Genomic DNA, 16,684 nt, shown 5'->3' on the forward strand with positions numbered 1-16,684 from the left:
GTCCTCAGGGCTCAGGGCTCAGGGCTCAAGGTTCAGTGCTTAGCGACGGTCGGAACCTCGTGGGTGGTGACGTCCTCAGGGCTCCAGCATTCGATGCCGTCCAAGTCCGGCATATCGCTCGCAGTGAAGACCGGATCAATACCTTGGTTGGACTGGGCGGTGTAATGCTTGAGCAGCCGGAAAGCGACCCCGGAGAGCAGTCCGATGGCGATCAGATTGGTCAGGGCCATCAGGCCCATGATGCCGTCAGCGAGATTCCAGATCAGCCCGGCCGAGGCAATGGAGCCGAGGAAGACTGCAGCGGTGGCCAGCGTCCGGTACATCATCAGGACGGTTTCATTTTCCGTGATGAAACCAATGTTGGTTTCCCCGTAGTAGTAGTTGCCGATGATGGAGCTGAAAGCCAGCATGAAAATGATGACTGCCAGCATGATGCTGGCCCAGGAGCCCAGCTGGGAGGTGATGGCAGTCTGTGTCAGCTCGATTCCCTGCGACGCTCCGACCGGGTTCTCCACGGTGCACAAAATGATGAAGGCCGTGATCGAGCAGATCAGGAAGGTATCGAAGTAGACGCCGAGAGTCTGGACCAGCCCCTGCTTAACCGGGTGGGTGACGGACGCCGTGGCACCGGCGTTGGGAGCCGAGCCGAGGCCGGCTTCGTTGGAGAACATGCCACGCTTGACGCCCTGCATGATCACTGCGCCGAGGCCGCCGCCGATCGCCGACTGGAAGTTGAATGCCTCGCCGAAGATGGCCCCGAGGACTTCGGGCACGCGGTCCAGGTTCATACCGACGATGACCAGGCCCAGCAGGACGTAGAGCAATGCCATGGCAGGGACCAGGGCCTCCGTGACATGCGCGATGCGGCGGATACCGCCGAAGACCACCAACGCCGTCAGCAGCGCCAGAACGAGGCCGACGGTCCAGCCGAAGATCGGCGTGACTGCCTCGGCGCCGAACGCTCCGGCCACCGATTGGGAAATTGTATTCGCCTGCAGCGAGCTGAAGGCGAATGGGAAGCAGATAATGAGGATGACCGCGAAGATGATCCCCATCCAGCGCTTTTTCAGGCCGTGCTGCATGTAGTAGGCAGGACCTCCGCGGTAGCCGTCCTTGGTGCGGACCTTGTAGAGCTGCGCCAGCGTGGACTCCACGAAGCTGGAGGCGCCGCCGACGAACGCCATGGTCCACATCCAGAAAACGGCACCGGGGCCCCCAACCGCGATGGCCGTGGCCACGCCGGCAACGTTGCCTACGCCTACCCGTGATGCGGCCGAAACGGTAAATGCCTGGAAAGAGGAGATCGATTTGCGTGAACCATCCTCGTTAACAAGAGCCTTGTCCGTCAGCGTCTTGAACATGGCCGGGAGGAGGCGAAGCTGCACCACACCCGAGCGGACGGTGAAGTAGATCCCCAGGACTGCCAGGACTGGCAGCACTAGCCAGGTCCATAGTTCGTTGCCCCAAGCGCCGAATAATTCTTCCAATAATTCCATGGGTACACCCTACTGATCCACAGCCGCTGCCACACCCCTATGCAGCCCATTGCCCGATGCGGGAGCAGATCTGTAGGAACGCCCCATGCGTTGAGAACACTTTTAGCTGTAACGGGACCGCATTCTAAACTGGGGCAATGACTTCCGGATCGCTGCTTGCTGTTTGCTCTGTCCATGCTCTGAAGCCCGACGAGAGCATCGTCGGCGTGACCGCGATCGACAAGCGGAGCGTGGAAGGCCCGGTCCTGGTGCACCAGCTCGGACTGCGGACGGATGTGCAGGCGGACCGCAAGCACCACGGCGGCGAACTGAAGGCGCTTTACGCCTATGCCGAGGAAGACGCGGAGCAGTGGGCGGCCGAGCTCGGGCGCGACGTGCCGGCTGGTTTGTTCGGCGAAAACCTGCGGACCCAGGGCCTGCCGGTCAGCCAGGCGCTGGTGGGGGAGCGGTGGCGGATCGGCAGTAAGGTCACCGCCGAAGTGACCATGCCGCGGATTCCCTGCGCCACCTTTGAACGGCACATGGCTGAACCGGGCTGGGCCAAGCGTTTCCTGCGCAAGGGGCTGCCCGGTGCCTACTGCAAAGTGGTGCAAGCCGGGGAAATCGCAATGGGCGACAGTATTGAAGTGATCTTCCGTCCCGGGCACGGCGTGAGCGTGGCAGACGTTTTCGGCGGGCTGGACAAGGCCCAGGCGCAGGCTCTGCTGGACTCGGAGGCGGCCGGTGAAATCAGCGTCGGCGGCAACGTCAACAAGGCGATCAAACTGGCCCTGCGCCGCGGCTGACCCGCGGTTATTGCCCCAAAGCTTCGCGCGCTCTAGTCTTTATGCAACTAGTTGTGCAAAGGAGTGCATAGTGACATCGTTTGCCTTCCCCCGGTTGCTTGAGCCGCTGGACCTCGGCTTCGCCACGCTGCCCAACCGGGTCCTGATGGGCTCCATGCACGTGGGCCTGGAAGAGCTGCCCGGCGGCTTCAAACGGATGGCCGCGTTCTACGCTGAACGGGTGCGTGGGGGAGTCGGACTGATTGTCACCGGCGGCATCTCTCCCAACGAGACTGGGCGGCTGGGGGCGGGCGGTGCCAAAATAACGACGCAGGAAGAGGCAGCCGAGCACCGAGTCGTTACGGATGCGGTGCATGCCGAGGGCGGCCGGATTGCCATGCAACTGCTCCACGCGGGCCGCTATGCCGCGCACCGGGACCTTGTGGCGCCCAGTCCAGCGGCCTCTCCGATCAATCCGCTGGCTCCCCGCGAGCTGTCTGCATCGGACATTGAGCAAACCATCGAGGACTTCGCCAACGCCGCCGCCCTGGCGCAATCGGCAGGCTACGACGGCGTCGAAATCATGGGCAGCGAAGGCTACCTGATCAACGAATTCATCGCGGCGCGGACCAACCACCGCACCGACGGCTGGGGCGGTTCCTACCGCAACCGGATCCGCTTTCCGCTGGAGATCGTCCGCCGGACGCGCGAACGGGTCGGCACGGACTTCATCATCATCTACCGGCTTTCCATGCTGGATCTGGTGGAGGGCGGATCCAGCTTCGAAGAGGTGCTCGAACTGGCCCACGGGATCGAGGCCGCCGGCGCAACGCTGATCAATACCGGAATCGGCTGGCACGAGTCCCGCGTCCCCACCATCGCCACCTCCGTTCCGCGGGGCGCCTTCGCCTGGGTAACCCGGAAGCTGATGGGGCGGATCGGCATCCCGCTTATCACCACCAACCGCATCAACACCCCCGAAGTAGCCGAACAGCTGCTGGCGGACGGCTGCGCCGACATGGTTTCGATGGCCCGCCCGCTGCTGGCAGATCCGGCCTTTGTGCTCAAGGCCTCGCGCGGGACGTCGGACGAAATCAACACCTGCATTGCCTGCAACCAGGCCTGCCTGGACCACACCTTCGTCGGGAAGGTCACCTCATGCCTGGTCAATCCGCGGGCCTGCCACGAGACCGAGATCCTCCTGGAACCGGCCGCGGAGAAGAAGAATCTCGCCGTGGTTGGTGCCGGCCCGGCCGGCCTCGGTTTCGTCGTCGCAGCGGCCGAGCGCGGCCACCGCATCACGGTCTTCGAGGCCGCCGGCGAGATCGGCGGGCAGTTCAACCTGGCCAAACAGATCCCGGGCAAGGAAGAGTTCCACGAGACCATCCGGTACTTCGGCCGCCAGCTTGAACTTCGGGGCATCGACCAGCGGCTCAATACGAAAGCCACCGCGCAAGACCTGCTGGCCGAGGGCTTCGACGAGGTCATCCTCGCCACCGGCGTGCTGCCACGGCTCCCCGGCATCGAGGGCCTGGACCACCCCTCGGTCCTCAGCTACCTGGACGTGCTGCGCGGAAAGAGGCCGGTGGGCAACACCGTCGCCGTCCTGGGCGCCGGCGGCATCGGCTTCGACGTCGCCGAGTACCTCACGCAGTCCGGGCCGAGCGCCACGCTGGAGCCGGAGCTGTTTTACGAGCACTGGGGCATCGACCCGCACTACGGAACGCCCGGCGGCCTGGCCCGGCCACGCCCGCCGAAGCCTGCGCGCAAGATCTACCTGCTGCAGCGCAAGAGCAGCAAGATCGGCGCCGGCCTGGGCAAGACCACCGGCTGGATCCACCGGGCCGAGCTCAAGGCCAAGGACGTCACCATGATTCCCGGCGTCACCTACCGCAGGATTGACGACGGCGGACTGCACTTCAGCGCGGACGGCACCGACCAGGTACTCCCCGTGGATACCGTGGTGCTGTGCACGGGCCAGGAGCCGCAGCGCGAGCTGCAGGCGGAACTGGAAGCAGCCGGCCAGACGGTCCATCTGATCGGGGGAGCGGACGTGGCGGCGGAGCTCGACGCCAAACGCGCCATCAACCAGGGCACCCGGCTGGCGGCGGCCATCTGATGTCGCTGCCGCACGCCATTCTGACCGCGCTGTTGGAGCAACCCGGCTCCGGTGCGGAGCTGACGCGCCGTTTCGACAAGTCCTTCGGCTTCTTCTGGCCGGCCACGCATCAGCAGATCTACCGCGAGCTCGGCCGGCTGGAGAAAGACGGGATGATCCGCTCCACCGGCCGCGATTCGAGCCGGGGACGGGCCAAGGACTACGAGGTGCTCGGCGAAGGGCGCCGCGAGCTGCAGCGATGGACGGCCGAACAGCAGGACCCCCGGCCGGTCCGCGAGGCGCTGATGATCAGGCTGCGCGCCGCCTCGGTGCTCGGCGATTCCATCGCGGACGAACTGGAACGGCACCTTCAACTGCACCGGGAGCAGCTGGCCACCTACCGGCAGCTCGATAAGCGCGGGAACTGGGGCGGGGGCAACGAGCTCCAGCGCGCAGTGCTGACGGCCGGCATCATGTTCGAAGAGACGTGGATTGCCTGGGCGGAACAGACGCTCGACGCACTGTGACGCCGGCTGTGCCCAAGGTCACCGGCCGCCGTCGTGCATTCGGGCGCAAAGAAGTTGCAGCGTACCGTACACTGGATACATCCCCCACTCCGGTATTCCCTTATTTCGACGCGGAAAACGCGTCTGATGGTGTGTAGGGTCCGCATAACGCGGACAGTTTTCATTTTGGGAGCGCCGGCTGAGAAAACGCCATACAGACTGCCGTGAGGCAGCCAGCAAAGTTATGGCGGGAAGTCCTGCCAAGGGATTGGAACAGCGCCGGACTTGTGTCAACAGGCCTCTCGGATCATCACCGCCCATAGCTCAATCGAGTTCAATGGTGATGCTTTGCGCGGCCACGGTCCCCAAATGAATATGAGGAACCCCATGTCTGAAACCCCCACTGCCACCATGTCTGAAAACGCCGCCACCGAGCCGGCCACGGACAACAGCGCCGCCGAAGCGACAGAAGAAAACACGGTATTGTTTACCGATTTCGGTCTTGACGGCCGCGTGCTCGCAGCCCTGAGCGACGTCGGATACGAAAAGCCCTCCCCCATCCAGGCCGCCACCATCCCCGTGCTGCTCGAAGGCCGCGACGTCGTGGGCCTGGCCCAGACCGGTACCGGCAAGACCGCCGCCTTCGCAGTCCCCGCGCTGTCCCGCATGGCCGAACTGCCGCCCACCAAGAACACCCAGATCCTGGTGCTGGCCCCCACCCGTGAGCTCGCGCTCCAGGTAGCCGAAGCCTTTTCCTCGTACGCCTCGCACATGGAGAACTTCACGGTTCTTCCGGTCTACGGCGGATCCCCTTACGGCCCCCAGCTTGCCGGCCTGCGCCGCGGCGCACAGGTGGTTGTCGGTACTCCCGGCCGCGTCATCGACCACATCGAGAAGGGCTCCCTGGACCTCTCGGAACTGCAGTACATGGTGCTGGACGAAGCCGACGAAATGCTGCGCATGGGCTTCGCCGAAGAAGTTGACCAGATTCTCTCGAAGACTCCGGAAAGCAAGCAGGTTGCCCTGTTCTCGGCCACCATGCCGACCGCCATCCGCCGGATCGCCAAGAAGTACCTGAAGGATCCGGCCGAGATTACGGTCAAGGCCAAGACCACCACGGGCACCAACACCCGCCAGCGCTACCTGCAGGTCATGGGCCCGCACAAGCTGGATGCCATGACCCGGATCCTGGAAGCGGAAGATTTCGACGGCGTTATCGCCTTCGTGCGCACCAAGATGGCTACCGAGGACCTGGCTGACAAGCTCAAGTCCCGCGGCTACCGCGCCGCCGCCATCAACGGCGACATCCCGCAGCAGCAGCGTGAGCGCACGGTCGAGGCCCTGCGCGATGGCAAGATCGACATCCTGGTTGCCACCGATGTGGCCGCCCGCGGTCTCGACGTCGAACGCATCACGCTGGTAGTCAACTACGACATCCCGCACGACACCGAGTCCTACGTGCACCGCATCGGCCGCACCGGCCGTGCCGGCCGCTCGGGCGATGCCATCCTGTTCATGACTCCGCGCGAGAAGTACCTGCTGCGGGCCATCGAGAAGGCCACCCGCCAGCCGGTCGAACAGATGCACCTGCCTTCGGCGGAAACCATCAACAGCCTGCGCATGAGCAAGTTCGCGGAAAAGATCACTGAGACCCTCTCCTCCGAAGATGTCTCGATCTTCCGCGACCTGATCGCGAACTACGAGACCGAGCACAATGTGCCTGCAGCGGAGATCGCCGCAGCACTGGCCGTCATGGCCCAGGGCGGACGCCCGCTGCTGGTCCAGGACCTGCCGGAGGCCCCGAAGGGCCAGCGCGAGCGCGCCGCCGGCGGACGGGATGCCACGGGATCCCGCGGCCCGACGCGTGCACTGACCGAAGGCAACGCGACCTACCGCATCGCCGTAGGCCGCCGCCAGCGCGTCATGCCGGGCTCCATTGTTGGCGCCATCGCCAACGAGGGCGGCCTCAGTGCCGCGCAGATCGGCGGCATCGATATCCGCTCGGACCACTCCCTGGTGGAACTGCCCGCGGACCTGTCCCAGGACCAGCTGCGCGCACTGTCCCGCACCCGCATCGGCGGCGAACTGATCCACCTCGAACTGGACTCCGGCCGCAAGCCGCGCCGGGACCAGGGCGACTTCGGCGGCAGCCGCGGCGGCTACGGCAGCGACCGTCCGTTCAAGAAGAAGTTTGATGGCGACCGTCCGTACAAGAAGAAGTTCGACGGCGACCGCAGCTTCAGCAAGGACCGCGGCGAGCGTTCGGACTTCGCCGGCCAAGGCGCCGGAGCCCGCAAGCCCCGCCACAAGAGCTACTAAGCCGCGGCCAGACCCGGCAGCTCCTGCCGGGAACCGGCGGCTGAAGTAACCTTACGCAAAAAGGCACCCGTATGAACGGGTGCCTTTTTGCATGCCCGGGGCATGTCCTCAGCCCCGTTCTGACGCCGATGTGAGGCGCACCACGCCGAGCATGAGAACTCTCTCATAAAGGTTTCATAAACGATTCATCATCCTGCGGCAAAGTGAATAACACGCACGAAGAGAATGAAATCTACGGAGGACCGATGTATACCAACCAGCAGGACAGCGGTGAGTTACGGATAGTTCTCTACTCCCATGATTCCCAGGGCCTGGGGCACACCCGGCGCAACCTTGCCATCGCCCACGCGCTGGCGGCCCGGCTGCCGGCGCTGACCGGACGGAAAGTCTCGGGCCTGCTGGTGACGGGCGAGGGAACCGCCACCAGCTACCGGCGGCCCGAAGGCTGGGACTGGATGGTCATTCCCGGCATCAGCAAACGCGAGGGCAACTACGCACCGCGCCACCTGGATGTCCGGATGAGCAGGCTCATCAGCCTGCGCTCCGCAGTGATCGAAGGAGCCCTGACAGCCTTCCGGCCCCATGTGGTCATCGTGGACCGGCATGCCTTCGGCGTGGACGGGGAACTGGTGGACGCGCTGGCTGCGGTGCGGGAAGCCAATCCGGGCTGCAAGGTCATCCTCGGCCTGCGCGAGGTCCTTGACGATCCCGTCGTCGCAGCCCGCGAATGGACCGCGCTCGGGGACCTGTGCCACGTCCGGCGCACCTTCGACGAGCTCTGGGTCTACGGCGACCCGGCCGTGCATAATCCGGTGGCCTCGGGCGAAATTCCCACGGCCCTCAGCGACAAGGTCCGCTTCACGGGCTATCTGGCCGCTGGCCGCCCCTGCTCTTCGCGCAAACCCCACGCCCGCAAGCCGTACCTGCTGACCATGGTCGGCGGCGGATCGGACGGATTCGACCTGACCATGGCGGCGGCCCGTGCCAAGGTTCCTGCCGGGTACCGCCACCTGGTCATTACCGGCCCGCAGATGGCAGCGGACCAAAGGCGCCAGGTCGAGCGTGCCGCCCGGAAGCGGACCGACGTGATCGACTGCGTCCCGGATGCGCTCGTCGAGATCAATGCAGCTGCGGCCATCGTGACCATGGGCGGCTACAACTCGGTCTGCGAAATCCTCAGTACCGACACTCCTGCCCTCGTGGTGCCGCGGGTCTGGCCCCGACAGGAGCAGCTGATCCGCGCACGTTCGCTCAGCAACCGCCAGCTCGTGGACGTCTGCGAGCCGGCCCAGCTGAGCAGCAAAGTCCTCGGCAACTGGTTCGAAACGGTTGCCGGAACAGCTGCCGCCCGCACCGGCATTGAGCTCGACGGACTCACCTCGGTGGCCCGCTTGGCCGCGGACCTGTTGGAAACCGCCGGCGCCGAAGACACAGTGAGCCCTGCGGGGCAGAAGGAGCTGAACCGTGTTGCAGGCTAAGCCCAATACGCCCAGAGTCGGCTATGTCCTCAAGGTCTATCCGCGCTTTTCCGAGACCTTCATTGTCACCGAGATCCTGGCTCGGGAAGCCTCCGGCGAAGTGCTGGAGATCTTCTCGCTGCGGCCGCCGGCGGATCCAAGGTTCCACCCGGAACTGGCCCGGGTAAAGGCCCCGGTCAACTACGTACCCAAACCGGCCAAGCTCAGCGAAGGCTGGGCCATTGTCGCCCGCGCCCAGGAGCTGAATCCGGAATTCGCCGGACGCTGGGCGCAGCTGCTGCCCCAGTTTGCCGGTTACGAGCCTACGGAAGTGCATCAGGGCATCGAGCTGGCCACCATGGCACTGGAGCGCGGCATCACGCACCTGCACGCCCACTTTGGTTCGCTGGCGGCCCGTACCGCGGAAATTGCGGCTGCGCTGTCCGGCCTCACCTATTCCTTCACCGCTCACGCTAAGGACATCTTCCATCAGGATGTGGACCGCAGCCGCCTGGCCCGGACGCTGGCCAACGCGTCGCACGTGGTCACTATCAGCGAATACAACTACCGCTACCTGCGCTCCATGTATCCCGCCGAAACTGCCAACCTGCGCCTGGTCTATAACGGGCTGGAACTCGAGCGCTTTCCCTACACCGCGCCGCAGGTACCCGGACAGACGCTCCGGGTTGCGGCCGTCGGACGCCTCGTGGAGAAGAAGGGCTTTGACCTGCTGATTCGATCGGCTGCCGAATTGCGCAGCCGCGGCCTGCGGCTGGATGTCCGGATTGCCGGCGGCGGCATGCTCGAAACGGAACTGGCCGATCAAATCGCCTCGCTCTGTCTGGAAGGCACAGTTCGGCTGCTGGGCCCGCGGACCCAGCAGGAAGTCGCTGACCTGCTGCGCTGGGCCGATGTCTTTGCCGCCCCCTGTGTGGTCGGAGAAGACGGCAATGCTGACGGGCTGCCCACGGTCCTGCTGGAGGCCATGGCCATGGGGGTGCCCGCCATCGCCAGCGATGTCACCGGCATCCCCGAGGTCATCCATCCGGCCCAAGGCGCCGCGGCCCGGACCGGCACCCTGATCCGCAACGGTGGGGTGGCGGACCTGACCGCCGCACTTGAGGAGGCGGCCCGGCCGGACTTTGACAGGGAGGGCATCGCGGCAGCCGCCCGGCAGTGCATTGAGGCGAACTTCGACTCGACGAAGCAGGCACGGCGGCTGCGGCACCTGGTGGAGGCCTCGGTGCCCGCCGTACCTGACGCAGAAAGCGTGGAGGTAGCGTAATGCGAGTGGCATATCTATGCGCGGATCCGGGAATCCCGGTCTTCGGGACCAAGGGAGCCTCGGTCCACGTCCAGGAGATCATCCGCGCCTGGCAGGCACGCGGCGCCGAGGTGAGCGTCTACTGCACGCGCACCGGCGACGACGTTCCCGCGGACCTGGCCGACCTCCCGGTGACCTGGCTCAAGGTCCCCAAAAGCCAGGGACCCGAGCGCGAAGCCGCCCAGGCCGCGGCGGCCGCGGAGCTGGCCGGGAAAATTATCGACGACGGCGCCGACCTCGTCTACGAGCGCTACAGCCTCTTCAGCACCGGGCTGGCCCAGGCGACCGCGGCGTTGGGGATTCCCGGCATCCTTGAGGTTAACGCCCCGCTGATCGACGAGCAGCGCACCCACCGCTACCTGCATGACGAAGCCGCTGCCGCCGCTGCACTGCGTGCACAGGTGGCCGCAGCGGACCGCACCGTATGCGTCTCCGCACCGGTTGCCCGGTGGGTGGAAAGCAAAACGGATGCTGCCCACCATGGCGGCATCGCCGTCGTACCTAATGGTGTGAACACGGACCGGATCCTGTCTGCCAGCCCAGACCCCGATGCCGTGCCGGTAGTGGCCTTTGTCGGCACGCTCAAACCGTGGCACGGGGTGGAGATGCTGCTGGAAGCCGCCGCGCTGGCCTCGCAGGCGTGGCAACTGCGCATTGTCGGCGACGGCCCGCTGGCAGCAGAACTCCAGCGGTGTGCCGCGAAACTGGGCACGGCGGTGGACTTTACCGGTGCCGTGGTGCCTGAACGGATTCCCGCGGTGCTCGCAGACTGCTCGCTGGCCGCCGCGCCATACCCGGCAATGGACTCGGACGCCGACCAGTACTTCTCGCCGCTGAAGATTTACGAGTACCTCGCCGCGGCGCTGCCGGTGGTGGCCTCGAACGTAGGCCAGATTCCGGACATTGTCGACGACGGCGGAACCGGGCTGCTGGTGGAACCGTCGGACCCCGCCGCGCTGGCCGCCGCGATTGACCGCTTGGTGGCCTACCCCGAGCGGCGCCTGGCCATGGCGCTGGCGGCCCGGGAGCAGGCGGTAGCGCGGCACAGCTGGCACCAGGTGTTGGAGCAAAGCCTGGCCGGAATCCGCCTGCCGGACAAGAACCAGGAGCTGACGGTATGAGCCGGAAACAAGCCAACCCCGCGGCCCTGCGGCGCACCCTGGGCATCATCAGGCCGCATGTGGGCCGGCACAAGCTCCTAATGGGCGGCGGCATCACGGCCCTGCTGTTCGAAGTAGTGTTCCGGGTGCTCGAGCCATGGCCGGTCAAGTTTGTGGTGGACGCGGTCACGCGCAGCCTCGGCGCGGACCTGGCCGGCAGCGGGCCCTCGGCTACTCCTGTGCTGCTGCTTTCCTGCGCCCTGGCTACCATCTGCATTGTCGGCTTCCGCGCGCTGGCGAACTATCTGGCCACCGTGGCCTTTGCGCTCGCCGGCTCGCGGGTCGCCGCGGCGCTGCGGGTGCGCGTCTTCTCCCACGTCCAGGCGTTGTCCGACCGCTACCACTCCTCGGCGCGGACCGGCGATACGGTGCAGCGGCTGGTGGGCGATATCGGCCGGCTCCAGGAAGTTGCGGTCACGGCCGGGCTGCCGCTGGTGGCCAACGTGATCACTCTGGTGGTAATGGCCGGCGTGATGTTCTGGCTGGATCCGCTGCTGGCCCTCGTGGTGGTCCTCGCTGCGGCGGCGTTCCTGCTGATCTCCCGCGGGAGCACCGGCAAGATCACCGCTGCTTCCCGGAAGACCCGCAAGGGCGAAGGTGCCCTGGCCAACACCGCCCAGGAGAGCCTCGGTGCCATCCGCGTGGTCCAGGCCTACGGGCTGGAACGGATCCTCGCCGGCAAGTTCTCCAACAGCAACAAACAGGCCCTGACTGAAGGCGTGCAGGCACGCCGGCTGGCCGCCGGGCTGGAACGCCGCACCGACGTGATCGTCGGGGTCGCGACGGCCGCAGTGCTCTTCGGCGGCGGCATGCGGGTGGCCGAAGCAGCCATGACGCCCGGGGATCTGGTCATCTTCCTGACCTACCTCAAGACAGCCATGAAGCCGCTGCGGGACCTGGCCAAGTACACCGGACGCATCGCCCGGGCTACGGCTTCGGGCGAACGCGTCGCCGACCTGCTGGACGAACCCGTGGACATCCAGGACGCCCCGGGCGCGGTGGAGCTTTCCGGTGTCCGCGGCGAGATCCGACTGCAAAGCGTGCGGGCCGCCTACGGCGACGGACGTCCCGTGCTGCACCACGTGAACCTGCATATTCCGGCCGGGCAGAAGGTGGCGGTCGTCGGGCCATCCGGTTCCGGGAAGTCCACGCTGGCTTCGCTGCTGGTGCGCATGATGGACCCCGTGCACGGCTGCGTCAGCGTCGACGGACACGACCTGCGGGAGGTGACGCTGGCTTCGCTGCGCTCGCAGGTCAGCCTGCTGCTGCAGGACTCGGTGCTCTTCACCGGCACCATCCGCGACAACATCCGCTACGGCAGGATGGAGGCCACCGACGAGGAAGTGGAGCAGGCGGCACGGCGTGCCCAGGCCCACGGCTTCATCATGGCGTCGCCGGACGGCTATGACACTGTGGTGGGGGAGCGCGGGAGCACACTCTCCGGCGGACAACGCCAGCGGCTCGCCATCGCCCGTGCCTTGCTCCGGCACGCACCGGTGGTAGTGCTGGACGAGGCCACCACGGGACTGGACCCCGAAGCAGCAAGTGAAGTGCTCGCAGCGCTGGGCACCCTGACCGAAGGACGTACCACCGTGACGATTACGCACGACGCCGGACCGGCGCTGGCCGCCGACCGTGTTCTCTGGGTCCAGGACGGCAACGTGGTGCTCGACGGCACTCCCGCAGACCTGCTCGGTCATCCTTCCGGCACCTTCAAGGCCTGGGTGGAACAACAGCAGGCTGCCAATGCCAGCGAGGCACGGGTCGACGTCGGCCATCCCGCCGGCGCCGCCGTGGCGGAGGTGGTCTAGGTGGCCGGTCCCGTAATTGATCCAGCCCTCCCGGCGCTGGACGCCGTGATGGACCCGGAGCGCCTGAGCAGCCTGTTCGGCCGCCGGGTCGCCGCGGCGCACGTGCGTTATAAGCCCGGTGTGTCCGTGGTGGCCCGGCTTTCCGAAAGCGACGGACCTGCCTGGATCGCCGGATACTCACGCAGCCAGGACTCGAAGCTGGCCAAGACCTTCAAGCGCGCCGGGCAGCAGGGGGTGCAGCTTGAAGCCGTGGAACTCCCCGAAGCCCCCGGACAGCTGCTGGTGTCCGGGCCGCTGGCAGCGGACGGCAAACTGCACCGCGCCCTCGCCGGGACCGGGCTGCTGTCCGGCCGCGCCGGGGCGATCGACGTGCTGAACTACAACCCCCACCGCCGTCTGGTCGCAGCGTTCGGCCAGGGCGGGCAGCGCCGCGTCGCCAAGGTCACGGCCGGACCTGCACGGGTGCACGCAGACATGCTGAGGCGGCTGCAGGATGCCGGCGTCCCGGTCCTGGAACAACAATCTCCCGGGGACGAGGCAGGTGCCCGACCGGACGGAACGGACGCCCGGCACGCCGTGTACTACCCCTGGTTCGGTGATACCGACCTACAGCGCCTGCACCAGCAGGATCAGGGTGCACCGGAGCCGGGCCAGTCCGAATCGCTGGCGCTCGCGGCCGAAGCGGGCCGGTTCCTGGCACTGCTCCACACCCAGCCGCCGTGGGCGGGCCCGGACCCCGTCCAGCCGCCGAAGGCCGGCCAGGGCGCTGCCGGCACCGATCCCAAGGTTCACGCGCCCGGCCACATTGCCATGCCGGGACTCCAGAAACTGGCAGCCAACACCGGCCAGCTGGTGCCCTCAGCTGCCGAACGCCTGCATCACACCGCCGAGCTGCTGACCGTTCGGCTGCGCCGGCCGGGCCGGGCCGGCTTTGTACACGGCGATTTCTCCGCCGACCAGATCCTGGTCGGCAGCGAAGGCCTGCGCATCATCGATCTGGACCGGTTCGGTTACGGTGCAGTGGTCTCGGATTTAGGCTGCTTCGCAGCTGTCGAGCTGCTGGACACCGGCACGGGAACGTTGACGGCGGCCCTGCTGGAGGGATACCAGGAAGGCCAGGGCGGAATGTCCGGCGCCGGGCTGGACGCCGACGAGCTGAACGTCTGGACGGTCTGCCACCTGTTCTCGAGGATTCTGGAGCCGTTCCGTGCGTGCGAGCCGGACTGGCGGCAGCTCATCCTCGACCGGCTGGCACAGATCGAAGGAATGCTGGCATGACTGCCATCGTTCCTGCAACAGTCTACGATCAGGCCGGCGCGCCCTTGTCGGTCCGCCGAGCGTGGCCCAAGAGCGGACGCCGGCTCACCTTCGAAGCCGTGGATCAATACGGCCGCCTGCGGGCGGGCATGATTGACGACGGCGGGAAATCCACCGTTGCCGGCTTCAGAACGGACCCTGCCTTGCCGGGGTTGGGGGAGGCCCGCGGGAAGCTCCTGGTCCACCGCTATAAACGCCGCGCTGTGCTGCGGTCCGCGGACGGAACCCGCTACACCAAGCTGCTGGCGCCCGGTAAGGCTGCCATGGTTGCCGGGCAGTCCGCACTGATGCATGAAGCAGGAACCCGCGCAGGCTTCGCGGTGCCCGAGGTAATGGGTTGCGGACCGGACCGGGTGGTCTCCGCCGCGCTGGCCGGAACCAGTCTCCATGAACTCGGGAGCGCGGATACCCTGGGCGCATGGGGCAGTGCCTGGCAGCTCTGGGCGGAGCAGTGGCCGTCGTTGGTCCGGGACGCTACCCCGATGCAGGAGCTACCGCTGCATGACGGCGCGGCGGAAGCGGCTACGGTACGCAAATGGGTGGCTCATCTGCTGGACTTCGGCGCGCTGAATACCGATCCGGCTGCCGTCCGGAGCCTCGCGGATGAAGTGTGTGGAGCCCTGTCGGAGGGGAGCGGACGCGGGGAAGCAGGCCTCGCACACCGGGACCTGCACGATAAACAACTGCTCTACTGTGCAGATACGGCTTCGCTTGGACTGCTGGATTTCGACACCGCCGCGCTGGCCGAGCCTGCGCTGGATCTGGCAAACCTGGCCGTCCACCTGCGTTTGCGGGCAGACCAGGGCCGCGTCACCGCCGAGGCCCGTAAGACGGGCGAAGCGGCGGTGGACGCGGCCGCCGCAGACTTGTCGGTGCCGGCCCGCCGGCTGCATCTCTACACCGTGGCCACCCAGCTGCGACTGGTCTGCGTCTACGCATTCCGTCCGCATTGGCAGCATCTTGCCCAGTCGTGGTTGGACAGCTTGCTGGCGTCCCAGACAAGAAAGGGAATCTCGTGAAAATCTTCGCGTCCATACTGGCCTTGCTGCTGGTCGGAGCAGCGAGCGTGATCTTGTGGAACGTCGCCGTGGCCCAACCCGAGGATTCCACCATTGACGTCTCGCATCTGCAGCAGGCCTCGTCGCCGCCGGAACCGACCCCTGCTGCCGATCCCGACGCCGGCGCAGATCCCAAGCCCGAAGAGCCGGCGAAACCTTCGCCCGAAAAGGACCAACAGGAGCCCAAGGGCAAGGATGAGCCGGCCAAGCCGGCACAAGACTCCGCCCCCAAGCCGCAGCCGGCCCCGGCCCCGGTGCCGGAACAGGTCGCGCCCGCGCCGCCGGTGGTTGTTGACGACGACGATTGGGATGACGATGTAGATGATGACTGGGACGACGGCGGAGACGATTAGTCCCCTTGTGGCGCCTTTGAAGAGGCGAAACAGCGGCGGTGTTAGCGGCCGGAAATGTGGGGCTGGCCACAACCGCCGGTTCCGATTTCACACGGAGCTAAACTGCTGGTAAAGTTTTTCTCCGTTGCCCCCCTAGCTCAGTGGTAGAGCGCGTTCTTGGTAAGAACGAGGTCACCGGATCGATTCCGGTGGGGGGCTCTGAATAGCGAAGCCCGCGTCTGTGTCGCAAAGACGCAGCGCGGGCGTTCCTATTCGTGGCGGTGTAGCTCAGCTGGTTAGAGCGCACGACTCATAATCGTGAGGTCCCCGGATCGAGTCCGGGCACCGCTACCAATAAGAAGGCCCCTGACTGGGAATCATCTCTAGTCAAGGGCTTTCTTTTTGCCGTTATCGGGCAAGCGTGGCAAATTGCCAGTCCTTGCTACCTCATTCGTCCTCGTGACCGCACAATGTTTCGTCTGCCGCCAACAGAATCGCAGAATAATCTCGGACCATGTCTTCTGTTGGTTCCGGGTCAATGGAACCCATGGAGTAGACGAGCCTCAGTCGTGCAGGGTCCTCGCCGGCATTGATTAGCCGGCACACATAGGCCGCGAGTCCCATGGCCTCCTGATCGGTGCGCTGTTGCTCTACTCGCTTCTCTAAGCCCGATTCCAAAGTGGTTTTGTATGCAGCGAGGAATACCTCGTAGTCGCCCGGCTCGATTCCAGGCCCGCTAGGGACCTCAAGCATGTCGGCTTCTGGCATCGGCTCGGCCGAAGGTTCCGGTTCGGTTGACTCCTGTTTCGCTTCCGCCTGATGGGACGTCTCCGCAGCCGCTGGCTCGGGCGTCTCATCGATCGGTGCTGAACATCCCGCAACCAGGACCAAGCCGGCTGCTACGGCAAAACCCTTTTTCATGGACTCCTCTTGCTTGCTCCTCAAAGGCTACATGTTTAGGAGGTTTAACTATTCACCGCAGATGAGGTGCCCACGGGCATCCAGACGTCGGTGTCGAAGCTTTGCCCGGCGCAATGGTCAG

General features: G+C 65.9%; 13 protein-coding genes and 2 tRNA genes. 13 read left to right on the forward strand and 2 right to left on the reverse strand.

Translation table 11 applies throughout. The features are described 5' to 3' along the window. Positions 1 to 32 precede the first annotated feature (32 nt). Positions 33 to 1,496 carry an alanine/glycine:cation symporter family protein gene (locus AC5RWO_RS08810; protein ID WP_498731022.1) on the reverse strand — a complete coding sequence of 488 codons (1,464 nt, stop codon included), beginning with the start codon at positions 1,494 to 1,496 and terminating at the stop codon, positions 33 to 35. Between the two features lie 137 nt (positions 1,497 to 1,633). Here AC5RWO_RS08810 and AC5RWO_RS08815 point away from each other — a divergent pair, with 137 nt between their 5' ends. The 13 genes from AC5RWO_RS08815 (at position 1,634) to AC5RWO_RS08875 (ending at position 15,996) form a co-directional block, all read left to right on the forward strand. Further along, positions 1,634 to 2,281: an MOSC domain-containing protein gene (locus AC5RWO_RS08815; protein ID WP_498731024.1), complete on the forward strand. Its 648-nt coding sequence runs from the start codon at positions 1,634 to 1,636 to the stop codon at positions 2,279 to 2,281. A gap of 70 nt (positions 2,282 to 2,351) precedes the next feature. Then, complete coding sequence (locus tag AC5RWO_RS08820; protein ID WP_498731026.1) at positions 2,352 to 4,379, forward strand: oxidoreductase; 2,028 nt, start codon at positions 2,352 to 2,354, stop codon at positions 4,377 to 4,379. After that, on the forward strand, positions 4,379 to 4,885 hold the full coding sequence (locus tag AC5RWO_RS08825; RefSeq protein WP_498731028.1) for a PadR family transcriptional regulator: 507 nt from the start codon (positions 4,379 to 4,381) through the stop codon (positions 4,883 to 4,885). Before AC5RWO_RS08820 ends, AC5RWO_RS08825 begins: the two co-directional genes overlap by 1 nt. Before the next feature lie 366 nt (positions 4,886 to 5,251). Then, positions 5,252 to 7,183, forward strand: coding sequence for a DEAD/DEAH box helicase (locus AC5RWO_RS08830; RefSeq protein WP_498731030.1), 1,932 nt, complete (start codon positions 5,252 to 5,254; stop codon positions 7,181 to 7,183). Between the two features lie 245 nt (positions 7,184 to 7,428). Beyond that, positions 7,429 to 8,661 (forward strand): glycosyltransferase family protein, encoded by a 1,233-nt coding sequence (locus AC5RWO_RS08835; RefSeq protein WP_498731032.1) that lies wholly within the window; start codon positions 7,429 to 7,431, stop codon positions 8,659 to 8,661. Next, on the forward strand, positions 8,648 to 9,925 hold the full coding sequence (locus AC5RWO_RS08840; protein ID WP_498731033.1) for a glycosyltransferase family 4 protein: 1,278 nt from the start codon (positions 8,648 to 8,650) through the stop codon (positions 9,923 to 9,925). Before AC5RWO_RS08835 ends, AC5RWO_RS08840 begins: the two co-directional genes overlap by 14 nt. Continuing rightward, positions 9,925 to 11,085, forward strand: a complete 1,161-nt coding sequence (locus AC5RWO_RS08845) for a glycosyltransferase family 4 protein (protein WP_498731035.1) — start codon at positions 9,925 to 9,927, stop codon at positions 11,083 to 11,085. The genes AC5RWO_RS08840 and AC5RWO_RS08845 overlap by 1 nt, the downstream gene beginning before the upstream one ends. Next, positions 11,082 to 12,935, forward strand: coding sequence for an ABC transporter ATP-binding protein (locus AC5RWO_RS08850; RefSeq protein WP_498731037.1), 1,854 nt, complete (start codon positions 11,082 to 11,084; stop codon positions 12,933 to 12,935). The genes AC5RWO_RS08845 and AC5RWO_RS08850 overlap by 4 nt, the downstream gene beginning before the upstream one ends. Continuing rightward, entirely contained in the window at positions 12,936 to 14,213 is a 1,278-nt protein-coding gene (locus AC5RWO_RS08855) for a phosphotransferase family protein (protein WP_498731039.1), read from the forward strand. After that, positions 14,210 to 15,271: a hypothetical protein gene (locus tag AC5RWO_RS08860; protein ID WP_498731041.1), complete on the forward strand. Its 1,062-nt coding sequence runs from the start codon at positions 14,210 to 14,212 to the stop codon at positions 15,269 to 15,271. The genes AC5RWO_RS08855 and AC5RWO_RS08860 overlap by 4 nt, the downstream gene beginning before the upstream one ends. Continuing rightward, the gene (locus tag AC5RWO_RS08865; RefSeq protein WP_498731043.1) at positions 15,268 to 15,663 is read left to right on the forward strand and encodes a hypothetical protein; all 396 of its coding nucleotides are present in this window, start codon (positions 15,268 to 15,270) and stop codon (positions 15,661 to 15,663) included. Before AC5RWO_RS08860 ends, AC5RWO_RS08865 begins: the two co-directional genes overlap by 4 nt. 126 nt (positions 15,664 to 15,789) lie before the next feature. Beyond that, a tRNA-Thr gene (locus tag AC5RWO_RS08870) sits at positions 15,790 to 15,861 on the forward strand. 58 nt (positions 15,862 to 15,919) lie between these two features. After that, positions 15,920 to 15,996 (forward strand) — tRNA-Met (locus AC5RWO_RS08875). Between the two features lie 93 nt (positions 15,997 to 16,089). On the opposite strand, the gene AC5RWO_RS08880 is transcribed toward AC5RWO_RS08875, so the two are convergent. Continuing rightward, complete coding sequence (locus AC5RWO_RS08880; protein ID WP_498731044.1) at positions 16,090 to 16,563, reverse strand: hypothetical protein; 474 nt, start codon at positions 16,561 to 16,563, stop codon at positions 16,090 to 16,092. Positions 16,564 to 16,684 lie beyond the last annotated feature (121 nt).

It is taken from the genome of Arthrobacter sp. B055-34, assembly GCF_059090425.1.

Bases quoted from the DNA above. Each gene is read 5' to 3' on its own strand.
- AC5RWO_RS08810 (WP_498731022.1), bottom strand. From the start codon at position 1,496: ATGGAATTATTGGAAGAATTATTCGGCGCTTGGGGCAACGAACTATGG.
- AC5RWO_RS08860 (WP_498731041.1), top strand. From the start codon at position 14,210: ATGACTGCCATCGTTCCTGCAACAGTCTACGATCAGGCCGGCGCGCCC.
- AC5RWO_RS08845 (WP_498731035.1), top strand. From the start codon at position 9,925: ATGCGAGTGGCATATCTATGCGCGGATCCGGGAATCCCGGTCTTCGGG.
- AC5RWO_RS08830 (WP_498731030.1), top strand. From the start codon at position 5,252: ATGTCTGAAACCCCCACTGCCACCATGTCTGAAAACGCCGCCACCGAG.
- AC5RWO_RS08825 (WP_498731028.1), top strand. From the start codon at position 4,379: ATGTCGCTGCCGCACGCCATTCTGACCGCGCTGTTGGAGCAACCCGGC.
- AC5RWO_RS08835 (WP_498731032.1), top strand. From the start codon at position 7,429: ATGTATACCAACCAGCAGGACAGCGGTGAGTTACGGATAGTTCTCTAC.
- AC5RWO_RS08880 (WP_498731044.1), bottom strand. From the start codon at position 16,563: ATGAAAAAGGGTTTTGCCGTAGCAGCCGGCTTGGTCCTGGTTGCGGGA.
- AC5RWO_RS08815 (WP_498731024.1), top strand. From the start codon at position 1,634: ATGACTTCCGGATCGCTGCTTGCTGTTTGCTCTGTCCATGCTCTGAAG.
- AC5RWO_RS08850 (WP_498731037.1), top strand. From the start codon at position 11,082: ATGAGCCGGAAACAAGCCAACCCCGCGGCCCTGCGGCGCACCCTGGGC.